Here is a 12423-nt window from a genome sequence, read left to right on the forward strand (position 1 = left end):
CGTTGTCGGCCGTCTGGGCATCTCGCGATTCCAGGCGGCCGCTCAGACACCGATATAGCAGCCGGTGAACACCCCAACTAAAATGCCACATTCAAAAAGAGATTAAACACAATATAAAAGAAAATCACTGTGCCGACGGCCGAAATGAGAGATTTCCACCACGCCACTCGTCCTTCTAACCAAGTCAAAAGGAAAACGAAGCATCCGGTCGCCAGCAAGTAACTGATGTACTTCATAACAATGATCAGGACAATCAGCCAACAGACGATACGTAGCAAACGCAACCAGGATTTTGAGGTCATCGGCTCAATGTGACTGTCTCCACTTGAATGCGTCTGACTTTCATGCACCTGGCCCCCTATGCCCTGTCGACCGACTAAAGGAATTACCTTCTCCACGACCGGAAACAAATCGGACAGCACCAAAACGAAAGTAAACAATCCGCCAATTATAGAAATTGGAAGGGGTAGTTGCCTCGCCATCGGCTGGTAACCCGCTCCGATGACGCTGAACGCGATGAATACCGCCAATAGGACAAAGTCAAAAATGACATGGTCTACACTCTTTCGGATTTTCACTGAATCCCACCTTCATCGGTTGTTTGACTCAGAACCCGTCGTTTGTTTCTCGGCCGAAATGCAAAGAAGAGAATGACTGCGATGACGAGCAGAATCCCGACGGAAATCGGTCTTGTGACGAATCCTTTTGGACCCATCGCGAGGAGCGTTTGGCTGAACAACGTCTCCATCAGCCCGCCAATCATGAGCGGAATCACAAGATTGATCTTGGGAAATTGAAACCGGTCCATAACGAAACCTAACACGCCAAATACGAGGGCGACGATGACGTCTCCGATCTCGTTGTTGATCGCATACGCGCCCACGATAGACAGTGCGAAAATGATCGGTGCGAGTAGTTGCTTGGACACGAGTGCGAGTCGTGTCAGATATCCTCCGAACAACAAGATCACGACTGCGGTAACGATATTCCCAATCACGAGCGCATAGATTACGGTCAACACTTTGTCCGGGTCAGTTTGGACCAACTGCGGCCCGGGATTGATGCCGAGAACCGTCAATGTGCCAAGGAGAACAGCCATTTCAATATGGCTTGGTATTCCGAACAACAAGGTCGGAATAAAGCCACTGGCGTCCTTCGAATTGTTTGCGGTCTCCGGGGCGATCACGCCAGCGATGTCGCCAGTCCCGAACGACTCTGGGTGCTTACTCGTCTGCACCGCCTGACCATATGCGACGATTGTGGTAATCGATCCCCCCACCCCCGGGATCATCCCCATGAACGTTCCGATTAGATTGCTCCGGATAAAGACGCCGAAGTTTGTGAAAACGGCTTTCATACCATCGACCACTCCGGATAGGCGGGTACTCGAATCGGTATCCTCCGTGAGCTTTCCGCCCTTCAAGAGCATCGTGATAGCTTCACTGATGGCAAAGAGACCGATTAAAGCAGGAACGATGTCGATTCCGCTGTACAAATACATGTTTCCGAATGTGAAACGAGTCGATCCGGTGACCGGATCGGACCCGATGAACGCGATCATCAGTCCGAGGGCAACCGTCACGACTCCCTTCCACACCGACCCTTTGCGAGAGATAATCGCGACCATACTCAGCCCTGCGACCGCCATCATAAAAAACTCCGGAAACGAGAAGGCAAGTACCACTTTCTCGCCAATCGGCAGAACCAAGGTCAGAACGATGGCCCCGATGAAAGCTGCTAGAATCGCACTCATCGCGGAAGCGCCAACTGCGTATCCCCCTTTGCCTTGGCGAGTGAGCGGATACCCATCAAACGTCGATGCGACACTGGGCGCGTGCCCGGGCAGGTTCAGTAAAATGGCCGCCAGGGAGCCGGATAGCGGAATGGCGCTCATCGCTCCAATCATCATCACGATGGCGGACGTGTGGTCCATTTTATAGGTCAGCGGCGTAAGCAGCGCCAGAACCTGTGGCCCTCCGAGACCCGGAAGAACCCCGAACAGCATGCCTACGAGCACACCGATGAGCAGAAACAGAGGTGCAGGCCACGTGAAGAAGGTATTCATCGCGGGCAAAAGGTGCTGAAACAAAGTTGGACACCCTTTCGTGACTTTACTTGTTGACGGCGGCTTTGATTTGTGGTGCGTACGTCTTCATGACCTGAATGTCGTTTTTGACTTCCGCTAATGTGTCGGCGCCGTTCAAATAGGCGGGAGACTCGTTTGCGGCCTTCATCTTCGAAAGGAAGTCAGGGTCGCTAAGCGCTTTGCGCAACGCGTCTTGTAAAATGGCGACATCCTGTTGCGAGACGCCCGGCGTCGTGCCAATCGCGCCACTGAGGCTGACGACCGATGCCAACTGTGGATAGCCCAGCTCTGCGATAGTAGGAACTTGCGGCAGTTCCGACAGACGCTTGCTCGAGTTGACCCACAACGGCTCAATCAGACCGGCTTTGATTTGCTGCTGAAGCGCCGAGTACGGAAACTGAACAAAGTCGACTGCTCCTTGTGCGGCCGCGAGAATGCTCATCGAACTGCCTCCACTCGGCACCGTTGACGAATTCTCGAGTCCGAGTACCTTCGTCGTGATAAAACTAGCTAGACCGGCCGTCGTCGTAATCCCGGTTGTCCCAATTTTCAGATGCGGGTCAGATTTCACGGCAGCGATATCCTTCAGCCCCGATTTCTTCGAGACGGCTGCGACGTACGGCATCGCGAATACTTGTCCTATCCAAGACACCTTGGTCAAATCGTAATTTCCTTGCCCAATCAGCGGTCCCAGTGCGATGCCGGGCAATGTAAAGTAACCGATGGTATATCCGTCTGGGTTTGCGTCGATCACTTGCATATCGCCGATTTCACTGTTTCCGCCCGGTACGTTTTTGACGATGACAGCCGGCTTGTTCGGCAGATACTTCGTCAAAAACGGGGCCAACAATCGCGCTGTCGTGTCGAAGTCGCCGCCAGGGGCATACGGAACCACGAGGGTGATCGTTTTATTTGGGTAGTTGTCCTTGGTCGCGCTGCCGCCCGCGGAGCTCGCGCCACTTGTGGTGGTCGACTGGGTTCCACACCCCACCATCCCCATCGCCAAACCGAATGCAACTGCTGTCGTAGCACAAATCCGTCTCGTTCTCCTCCATGCTTTCACATTCACAACCATATCCTCCTCTGGCTTTCGCACCTCTTTGTCTCGGATAACCCCCATGTCTATGCGAGGTGTGAAAGCGGATTCAGTTTCTTGGTTGTAATCTTATAATGCTGTTTCGGAATGCCGAAGCGGCTGTTTCCACATAGCAGAATATTCAGTCTGAATTTCACGGGAGTTTATGGAGCGAAGTGGATGGGTCCGGCCGATCACGCGCACGCATCGGATCGCACAAAATTATTCGATCCCGTTCCACATGAAGGAAAATTACAATTCGACAATCGATGGAGCGACGTACAATCACGGTAGCGGCGTCTCTGTGCTATCGTGTGCAGCTCACTTGTGATCGCGGTGTAATCGGAGGAGGACGACCGTCGCCATCCGCAATCGTGCAGGGGGTCAGGTAGATGTCCGAGGCGTTCGCGCCTTTCGTTCGACACTTTTGCGCGTGGGAGGAACTCGTGTGGCAAAGGAACAACCGTTGTCATCTGTCTATAACGCGATTCGCATTCTTCAAGAATTCTCCGACGATATCCCGGTGATGGGCGTGAGTGAGCTTGGCGAGCGACTGGGGATCGCCAAGAGTACCGTTCATCGCCTCTTGTGCACGTTGCGAGAAACGGGACTCGTCGAGCAGGACAGTCACTCGCACAAGTATCGCTTGGGCATTGGCATGTTCGTCATCGGCTCCGTCTTCTACCGAAGTGCGGAGCTTCGCGCCAAGGCGTTTCCCATATTAGTAGACTTGATGCAGCGCGTGCGGCGGATCGTTCGTTTAGGGATTTACGATTACGGTTCGGTGGTATACCTATGTAAACTTCCAGAGGACAAAGAGACGCGCACGTTCAGCAGTATCGGCACACGCGTGCCGTGTCATTCTACTGCGGTGGGCAAACTGCTTCTCGCCTTTCAGAGCAGCGAGGAGATTGAGCGCGTTCTCAGCCTCCCCCTCAAAGCCCGAACCAGCAATACGATGACAGATAAAGACGAGTTGCTTGAACAGTTGGGACACATCCGAGCAGTCCGCTACGCACTCACATCCGAGGAATCAAGATACGATGTGTGTTCGCTTGCGGTTCCCGTCTATGACGAATCTCAACACGTGACGGCCGCCCTGAGCATCACTGGCTCGAAATCACAGTTCTTACCGACCCAAGTACAGGAATTTCTCGGCACCTTGCGCATGTTCAGCCGACTGATCACAGAACAGCTCGATGGTATCGAATAGAAGGCGCTCGGCAGAGGTTGCAAGTGGGCGACGCGCTTGCCATCTAGACAATGGAGCGCGTCTACGAACATCTGCTTACAACGCTAGCGCGAGGTCACCACACTTGAATAATATCCGCTTGGGCGGCCGCTTCTTCAGGCGAGACGACGTATTCTCCATCTCGTATCGCGTCGCTCCACTCATCTCTGTCTTCGCGAATGCCAAATATCACGCGGACGCCTACTTGCCTGAGGTGTTCCGCATGCGCTCGGCCGTCCTCTCGGTACCCAAAAATCGCGACGGTTTTCCCACTCTTTTCCGCAATCAGCTCATTGTGCACTCCTGTCACCTCACTCGCGTCGGGTCGGGACTCAATCCCTGCAGACTGGTGCGAGACATCGCGCTCGAACCACTTCCCATGTGTATTGTATCGAGAAACATCCATCCCACGACCAAACGTTTCCGCTATATAGAAAAGTCTTGGCGGATTTTTTGGCGCTGTACATCGACGAGGGACTTACTCAAATCGAATCCTTCTCCGGCGCAGCCCGACACTCAAGATGAGGCCGACAGCTAAGTAGTCAATGGCCAGAGATGTTCCTCCGTAGCTGATAAACGGCAGCGTGATGCCGGTCGATGGGCTAAGGTACATGTCCATGCCGATATTTTCAAAGACTTGAAAGGAAAACATGCCTGTAATGCCGATAATGATATACGTGCCAAACGCATCTTCCGTCGTCTTCGCAATCCTGATGAAGCGATGCATTAACATGAGAAACAACATGACCACGACCGCGGTTCCGATAAATCCAAATTCCTCCCCAATCGCCGTGTAAATGTAATCATCCCATTGGTTGGGTACCCACCCGCCATTCGTCTCGATGCCATTGAACAGCCCCTCGCCGAACAACTGGCCGCTGCCGACCGCGATTTGACTCATGTGAATGTTGTAGCCGTAGTTGTTCGTGCTGTAATTCGGATTTAGCCACGTCGTGATGCGATCCACTTGATACGCCTTCAAGATATGGTGTTTTACGAGGACGTTGTTGATAAACGACGTAGACTGCTCCGGAAACTTCAAGGCGACTAGCGAAAACCCAACGACGATGACGGCGACAAACATCATCAACAACACAAAATGCGAGTTCTTTGCAAACAGTGTAAACATGGTCATCGCAATGGCGACGACGACGAGTGCCTGACCGAGAGCCGGTTCCTTAAAAATGAGCACGAACGGAACCACCGTCATCGGGATGATTGACCAAACGTCTCGAAGGCGATTCGTTGGCTCGCCTTTCTCTTCCCGATCCGCCATATAGCCTGCCAACCAGATGATCAGTGTCAACTTGGCTAACTCCGACGGCTGTATGCTAATCACTTTCAGGTTGATCCACGAATGCGCGCCTTGAACGGATGGGAAGCCGAACACGACGAGCAACAACAAGGTCGATCCACCATACAGCCACCACCGTTTAGCCTTGAGTGAACGGTAGTCAAAGGTCGTGGCCATCAGCATGAGGACGACACCGACGACCTCCCAAATCACCTGTTTTTCCACCGTGTGTTTGGGAATATAGGGGTCTGTCGAGCTATGCGTGGCAGCCGCGACGGCGACACAGCCGCAAACCGCGAGCAACAACAGAACTCCGAGCACGGTAAAATCCAAATCTCTGACGCCTCTGCGTAATGTTTCCAAAGTGATCCCCCTGGTCAGAGTGGTTTCATCTCCACGACATCGCGAGTGAAATGGGCTCTCAAACGCGAGCGACGATTTGCATTATAATCGACAAGATTGAATGCGATTTGGAGATAGTTTGGAGATCCTATGGAGTCGCGCCGCGTCGTCATATATAGTGATTTGGAATGGTGGGTGAAGGGTTTGCGCAGCGATGCATCAATGGCTGGATTATGCACCTTGTTTGTGGCCGTAGTAGTCGTATTCATGGTGATCGTCCTAAAGCGGTACAAGTGACAGTTCCATCCGTGTACGGTCCGCTCACGCGCGATGGCTGATTTGCGGTGAGCGGCGGCATTGGATGCGAGTCTCCAAGTGCACCGCTCACCGACGCTCTCCGCATTTTCCTCACTTTTCAGCCAATTGCTGGCCATCATACTCATGCAGGTCGACCTGATCCCGATACACCCACGTGGTCACCCTGATGTCCCCAATCGGTAGAATTCCTTGGCGTTGTCACCGAATACCCAACGCATTTGCACGTCCGACAGCCTTGGTTGCAGAATGGTAGTCAACGTGTCATACACCTCTTCGTAACTTGTGACGTCGGTGCAGACCGGCCAATCACTGCCGAACATGACGCGTTTCGGGCCGAACATGGAAACGATTTCAAAGACATAAGGACGCAAATCGTCGAGGTGCCATCTTGCCGGGTCTGCCTCGGTCACCATGCCAGATAACTTGCACATGACCGACGGGTACTTCGCGAGTTCGGCTATATCGCTTCGCCACGGGTCGAACAGCTGGTCTTTGATCGACGGTTTGGCCAAGTGATCGATGACGGCACGAAGGGTCGGAACCCGTTGCAACAGTTCGTGCACGTAGGGGAGGTGCCTGGGGGAAAACGAGCAGGTCAATGGGAAACGAATCCCTCGCCAAGAGCGAGATGTTTTCGATCACGGCGTCCTGTAGTACCCAGTCATCTTCTTGCAGGTCCTGAAGCATCGGGCGCACGCCTACGAACTTATCACATTGTCGCAGCCGGCGATACGATTCTTCAAACTGTCGAGAGGCAAGGTCCAACCAACCGACGACGCCGGCGACGAACGGATGTTGCGACGCCAGCTCGAGCAAGAACTCCGTCTCGGCCACCGTCGGCGCCGCTTGCACGACAATCGTTGGCTGAATTCCTCGCGCCTCTAGATGAGGGATGATATCGTCCGGTAGGAAATCGCGATACAGGCGGGAATGATCAGGTGTTAACCACGTGTAGTCGCCGCGGCAGAGCTTCCAGAAATGTTGGTGCGCATCAATTTTCATGCCACTCCGCCTTTGGTCCAACACCGTAGCCGATGGTGGCCCCACCTTCGACGGGGATGGACTGACCCGTGATGAAGGAAGCCTCATCACTTGCGAGAAACACGGCCACACTCGCTATCTCGTCAGGCGTGGCGGTGCGTCCAAGCAGATGCGACAGGTCCTGACCGCGACGGAATTCGTCGGGATTCGCTTGTTGTGCAAACCATTTTTCCAATAGTGGTGTGAGCACGCCGGCTGGACAGATGGAGTTCACACGAACCCCGTCCGGTGCCAAGTCGATGGCCAAACTTCTCGTCAGCGCGGCCACTGCGCCTTTGGTGGCGCTGTAGACCGGATTTCGGCGCTGCCCCGCAAGTCCAGTCATCGAACCCATGTTGAGGATGGTACCTTTCGTCGCGCGGATGTGCGCAAGCGAATATTTGATGAACAGAAAGCACCCCTTGACATTGATGTCGAATAAATGGTCCCACTCCGCTTCTTCGACCTCTTCAATGTATTTTGGCAGGACGATACCGGCATTGTTGAACAGAATGTCGAGCCTGCCATAGTGCTCAACCACCCGCTCAACGGATGTCTTGACGTCTTGCGCATCGGATACATCGCAACGAATGGCTATCGCCTGCCCACCCTCATCCGCTATCCGACGAACGGTTTCCTGTGCCGCGGGCAAATCGAGATCGACAACGACGACCTTCGCGCCCTCCTTGGCAAACATGATGGCAGCCGCACGTCCAATGCCACTGCCCGACCCGGTGACGACCGCCACGCGCTGGTCTAAACGTCTCATGCGAATACACCTCCTGGACTAACGATAACACGAACCACACTGCGTCGACACCGGCTGTCTCCGAGCCGATTCAACGAAACCCTCTCCGAATATGTTATCGCTCTCACCTGCAAATATATCAGAATTTTCACATGATCATTTCTAGATTGAACATTTCATCGCGGACGCCCCCCTTCGTCACACCATCCAAAACGTCGTCCTCGACAGATCAGATAGCCATAAAATCAGCCTATCTCCCTCATCACTTTATCCGTGAAGGGGAGATAGGCTCGCGCTGTCCTGTCGCACGTCGGAGCCGCTTCAATGCTGGCTCCTCACTGCCAGTGACCGTTATAGAACCGTCTTTCCAAACAACGACTCGACCAGTTCAACCGCCATGATGGCGGTGCGGTTGTGCTCGTCGAGAATCGGGTTCACTTCCACCACGTCGACCGACACGAGTGAATCGGATGCCGCCAACATCTCCATGGCGAGGTGGCCTTCGCGGTAGGTCACGCCGCCGTACACAGGCGTGCCGACGCCAGGTGCAAACATCGGGTCGAGGGAGTCGAGATCGAGGCTTAAATGAATGCCGTCCGTCCCGTTTGTCGCAATTTCGATGGCCTCCGCCATCACTTGCGCCATGCCGCGGCGATCAATTTCGGCCATCGTGTAACAGCGAATCCCCGCCTCGCGAATCAGCCGCGCCTCGTCTTCATCGATTGAACGAATGCCGACGAGCACCACGTTCTCCGGCTTCACCTTCTGTTTGAGCCCGCCAATCGTCACGAGCTCGTCATGGCCGTAACCGAGGCTGACCGCGAGCGGCATGCCGTGAATGTTGCCGGACGGCGTGGTCTGTTCCGTGTTCATGTCGCCGTGCGCGTCAAACCAGATGACGCCAAAGTTGGTGTTCGCTTGCGCCATCCCGGCCAGACTGCCGATGGCGATGCTGTGGTCCCCGCCGAGGATGATGGGGAGGTGTCCCTCGCTGACGACCTGACTCACCATCCCGCACAAGTTGTTGGCTACCTCGGTTACCTCGTGCAGATATCTCAACTTCGTATTCTGATTTTGCTCCTTCATCTCCGGTGTCGGCACGTTGATGTTGCCGAGGTCTTCGACCTTGTACCCGAGTCGTTCCAGCGCGGCGCTCAGCCCCGCGTAGCGAATGGCGCTTGGCCCCATATCCACTCCGCGCCGCCCTTGACCTAAGTCGGACGGAACGCCGATAATTCGTAGCTCTTTCATGTGATTTCTCTCCTTCCACCGACACGGTTCAGCCGAGCATCAACCGTCGACGCCGTTATGCTTGCTCAAACACGGACGCAATCCGCGCAAACGCCCAGTCGAGTTCCTCCTTCGTGATGACCAAAGGAGGCGCGAAGCGAATGGTGTTTTCGTGCGTCTCCTTACAGAGCAGCCCCAGCTCCTTTAACCGCTCACAGTAGGGGCGCGCCTTGGTGGTCAGTTCCACGCCGATAAATAGCCCGCGTCCCCGCACTTCCTTAATCATTGCGTTGTCGATGGTCAATAACTTGGTCAGAAAATATGTGCCGAGCTCGCGAGAGCGCAGAGCGAGTCCCTCTTCCTCGATCACGTCCAGCGCCGCCACAGCAACTGCGCTGCCAAGCGGATTTCCGCCAAACGTCGACCCATGCGATCCCGGTTCAAACACCCCGAGAATCTCCTTGTCCGCGGCCACCGCGGATACTGGAAACACTCCCCCACCCAGTGCCTTACCGATGATGTACATGTCCGGGACGACGTTCTCCCAATCGCAAGCGAACATTTTCCCGGTACGTCCTAGACCGGTTTGGATTTCGTCGGCGACAAATAGGACGTGATTTTGCTTGCACAGCTCAGAGGCGGCACGCAAGAATCCTTTTGGCGGTATGACGATACCGGCCTCGCCTTGAATCGGTTCAACCAGAAACGCCGCAGTATTCGGCGTGATGGCCTGCTTTAGGGCCTCCAGGTCACCGTATGGAATGATGCGAAAGCCAGGGGTTAACGGGCCGAACCCACGTTGATACTCGGCGTCGGAGGTAAACGAGATAATTGTCGTCGTGCGACCATGGAAGTTTCCGGAGGCGACGATGATCTCCGCCTGGTTGTCGGCGACTTTCTTCACGTCGTAGGCCCACCTGCGAATGGCCTTGATCGCCGTCTCCACCGCTTCCGCTCCCGTATTCATCGGCAAAATCATGTTCTTTTGCGTCAGCTTTGCCAATCGCTCATACAGCAGTCCGAGCTTGTCGTTGTGAAACGCCCGAGACGTCAGCGTGATTTTGTCCGCCTGATCTTTTAAGGCCGAAATGATCTTTGGATGCCTGTGGCCTTGATTGAGCGCGGAGTAGGCGCTGAGCATATCCATGTACCGATTGCCCTCCGGGTCTTCCACCCAAACGCCCTCACCCTTTGCCAGTACAATTGGCAGCGGATGGTAGTTTTTTGCACCGTATTGCTCTTCAAGTCTCATGGGGACCGCATTCGACATCATGACTTCCTCCTCAGTGGTCACACGGACCGTCTTTTGACCGCTCCACGGAGTCTTAGTTGCGTAAAGCAGATTCAGCCTGCCTTGCAGAACCCACCTTGGCGACAGTTGCACAACCTCGAAGTCACGGCTGAGCGGTTGCCAACAAAGCGATTTCATTCCCAAATCCATCATGCAAAACCTGTTTGCGCAACGCAAGTGCCTTCATTTCTTGCAGGTGCAAAATAAATTTGCACACGAATGTCAACCGACTACAATCCATCTATTCAGTTAGCATGTGCGCGACGCCGACATGAGGTGAATAAGTCGATTGAGCACCGTAGCGCTAGTCCTTCCCTCGCTCCGGGACAGAAGAGAGGATATCCACTCGCCGGACTACGAACGATACGTGGAGGGATAGCTAAGGCAGCGGCGCAAATCCTGATTGCACCGCTGTTAGGAGGGCTTGTCATAAGCTATGGGGTCGATCATGGATAAGTCAGGCGGCGTTCGCGCTATTGCGACACTATCGTCTCGTTTCCGTAAACGTTTAGAGGCGGCCGCTCGCAGCCGAGCCATCCGCACTCCTCGTGGCTCGGATCACGTCACTCAAGAGTTGCACGCCGCGAACGAGGTCTTCTTCGTCGACATAACTGAACGAGAGTCGCAAGTTCTGCGCACCATCCTTCGGATTCACGCAAAAGTGCTCGCCAGCGACGTACGACACCCCCGCGGCAAGTGCCCGTGGGAGCATCGAAAGCGTGTTTACACCAGGTACGTGCAGCCAGGTGAAATACCCTCCTTCCGGGTTTACCCATGTCACATCACCCGGCATGTACTGGGCCAGTGCACCTTGCAACACGTCTCTTCGGCGTCGATAGGCGCCCCTCAAGTGCGTCATGCGCTGGTTCCAGTCGCCAAGCGCTAAATAACGGGCGACGACCGCTTCCACCAGCGGGTGACCCAGGTCCTTTTTAAAACGGTCAAAGGTGGAAATGAGCGTGGACGGACCCGTCACCCAGCCAATTCTCAGACCTGGTGCGATGACCTTCGAGAGCGAACCGAGGTACAGGACGTTCCCTTCTAAATCCAACTCCTTGAGCGTGGTCGGCCGCTTTTCAAAATAGAGCTCACCATACGCGTCATCCTCAACAATCAAAAAGCGAAAACGGCGAGCCAACTGCAGTAAATGGTTTCGCCGCTCCAAAGACAGCGTAATACCGGTTGGATTGTGAAATGACGGGATGGTGTACAGTAGCTTTGGAAGTGGTAGCTGTCGTGATTGGCGATGGACTAATAGGTGCTCGAACAGGTCTGTGCGCAATCCCTGCCCATCGACCGGGATGCAAAGCACCTGATCCGTGTAATTGTGAAACGTCTCGAGTGCCTCCATGTACGTCGGCGACTCCACCACCACCACGGACGCGGAATCCAAACACGTCCGGGAAATCAAGTCGATGGCCTCGGCACTTCCGGACGTGACGAGCGTCGCGTCGTGCGACACATCGATGCCGCGCCCACTCATCAGATGCTCAATGCACCCGCGTAACCGAGCCGCACTCGGGCTACCTAGATATTGCAATGGTAAATCTCGCTCGCGCTCTAGCACATCTGCCATGGTCCTGGCGAGATGGTCTACGGGTACCAGCGCAGGTGCTGGATATCCCGAATGTAGCCGAATGCACGCTGGCGGGGCGGCCGGTATCCAGCCACCCGGCGCCTCGTATTGTAACGACGCACGCACGGCGTCGGTCAGAAACTGACGATACTGCATGCAACCTCACCCCTAGAATTCTACACAATCGCGTCTCCAAAAGGACGTTTGCTCAA

At 54.6% G+C, this 12423-nt stretch carries 12 protein-coding genes and 1 pseudogene; 1 reads left to right on the top strand and 12 read right to left on the bottom strand.

Features of this window, described 5'->3' with window-relative positions; genetic code table 11:
- Positions 1-77: 77 nt before the first annotated feature.
- The 3 genes from NZD89_RS16270 to NZD89_RS16280 are packed head-to-tail and all read right to left on the bottom strand — an operon-like array spanning position 78 to position 3155.
- Complete coding sequence (locus tag NZD89_RS16270) at positions 78-578, bottom strand: tripartite tricarboxylate transporter TctB family protein (RefSeq protein WP_268003851.1); 501 nt, start codon at positions 576-578, stop codon at positions 78-80.
- The gene (locus NZD89_RS16275; protein ID WP_268003852.1) at positions 575-2089 is read right to left on the bottom strand and encodes a tripartite tricarboxylate transporter permease; all 1515 of its coding nucleotides are present in this window, start codon (positions 2087-2089) and stop codon (positions 575-577) included. Before NZD89_RS16275 ends, NZD89_RS16270 begins: the two co-directional genes overlap by 4 nt.
- A 22-nt stretch (positions 2090-2111) precedes the next feature.
- Positions 2112-3155: a tripartite tricarboxylate transporter substrate binding protein gene (locus tag NZD89_RS16280; RefSeq protein ID WP_268003853.1), complete on the bottom strand. Its 1044-nt coding sequence runs from the start codon at positions 3153-3155 to the stop codon at positions 2112-2114.
- Between the two features lie 454 nt (positions 3156-3609).
- On the opposite strand from NZD89_RS16280, the gene NZD89_RS16285 reads away from it, so the two are divergent.
- Positions 3610-4374, top strand: coding sequence for an IclR family transcriptional regulator (locus tag NZD89_RS16285; RefSeq protein ID WP_268003854.1), 765 nt, complete (start codon positions 3610-3612; stop codon positions 4372-4374).
- 94 nt (positions 4375-4468) lie between these two features.
- Here the strand turns inward: NZD89_RS16285 and NZD89_RS16290 are convergent, their stop codons facing one another.
- The 9 genes and pseudogenes from NZD89_RS16290 to NZD89_RS16330 all read right to left on the bottom strand — a co-directional run bounded on the left by NZD89_RS16290 (position 4469) and on the right by NZD89_RS16330 (position 12367).
- Positions 4469-4798, bottom strand: coding sequence for a Rossmann-fold NAD(P)-binding domain-containing protein (locus NZD89_RS16290; protein ID WP_268003855.1), 330 nt, complete (start codon positions 4796-4798; stop codon positions 4469-4471).
- 72 nt (positions 4799-4870) lie between these two features.
- Positions 4871-6049 (bottom strand): FtsW/RodA/SpoVE family cell cycle protein, encoded by a 1179-nt coding sequence (locus tag NZD89_RS16295; protein WP_268003856.1) that lies wholly within the window; start codon positions 6047-6049, stop codon positions 4871-4873.
- 14 nt (positions 6050-6063) lie between these two features.
- Positions 6064-6471, bottom strand: coding sequence for a hypothetical protein (locus NZD89_RS16300; RefSeq protein WP_268003857.1), 408 nt, complete (start codon positions 6469-6471; stop codon positions 6064-6066).
- Positions 6472-6504: 33 nt separating this feature from the next.
- Complete coding sequence (locus NZD89_RS30120) at positions 6505-6909, bottom strand: amidohydrolase family protein (protein ID WP_268003858.1); 405 nt, start codon at positions 6907-6909, stop codon at positions 6505-6507.
- A 58-nt stretch (positions 6910-6967) separates the two neighbouring features.
- A pseudogene (locus tag NZD89_RS30125) lies at positions 6968-7435 on the bottom strand (amidohydrolase family protein); the annotation flags it as partial.
- Positions 7338-8135 carry an SDR family NAD(P)-dependent oxidoreductase gene (locus tag NZD89_RS16315; RefSeq protein ID WP_268003860.1) on the bottom strand — a complete coding sequence of 266 codons (798 nt, stop codon included), beginning with the start codon at positions 8133-8135 and terminating at the stop codon, positions 7338-7340. The pseudogene NZD89_RS30125 and the gene NZD89_RS16315, both read right to left, overlap by 98 nt.
- A 330-nt stretch (positions 8136-8465) precedes the next feature.
- Complete coding sequence (rocF, locus tag NZD89_RS16320; protein ID WP_268003861.1) at positions 8466-9365, bottom strand: arginase; 900 nt, start codon at positions 9363-9365, stop codon at positions 8466-8468.
- A gap of 55 nt (positions 9366-9420) precedes the next feature.
- Positions 9421-10617: an ornithine--oxo-acid transaminase gene (locus tag NZD89_RS16325; protein WP_268008512.1), complete on the bottom strand. Its 1197-nt coding sequence runs from the start codon at positions 10615-10617 to the stop codon at positions 9421-9423.
- A gap of 526 nt (positions 10618-11143) precedes the next feature.
- Positions 11144-12367, bottom strand: a complete 1224-nt coding sequence (locus NZD89_RS16330) for an aminotransferase-like domain-containing protein (RefSeq protein ID WP_268003862.1) — start codon at positions 12365-12367, stop codon at positions 11144-11146.
- Positions 12368-12423: the final 56 nt, after the last annotated feature.

The organism is Alicyclobacillus fastidiosus (assembly GCF_026651875.1).
Classification (GTDB): Bacteria; Bacillota; Bacilli; order Alicyclobacillales; family Alicyclobacillaceae; genus Alicyclobacillus; species Alicyclobacillus fastidiosus.

What these genes read in the sequence shown, in the direction of transcription:
- NZD89_RS16290 (WP_268003855.1), bottom strand. Translation starts at nt 4,798, where the DNA reads ATGGATGTTTCTCGATACAATACACATGGGAAGTGGTTCGAGCGCGAT.
- NZD89_RS16300 (WP_268003857.1), bottom strand. Translation starts at nt 6,471, where the DNA reads ATGAGTATGATGGCCAGCAATTGGCTGAAAAGTGAGGAAAATGCGGAG.
- NZD89_RS16315 (WP_268003860.1), bottom strand. Translation starts at nt 8,135, where the DNA reads ATGAGACGTTTAGACCAGCGCGTGGCGGTCGTCACCGGGTCGGGCAGT.
- rocF (WP_268003861.1), bottom strand. Translation starts at nt 9,365, where the DNA reads ATGAAAGAGCTACGAATTATCGGCGTTCCGTCCGACTTAGGTCAAGGG.
- NZD89_RS16325 (WP_268008512.1), bottom strand. Translation starts at nt 10,617, where the DNA reads ATGATGTCGAATGCGGTCCCCATGAGACTTGAAGAGCAATACGGTGCA.
- NZD89_RS16330 (WP_268003862.1), bottom strand. Translation starts at nt 12,367, where the DNA reads ATGCAGTATCGTCAGTTTCTGACCGACGCCGTGCGTGCGTCGTTACAA.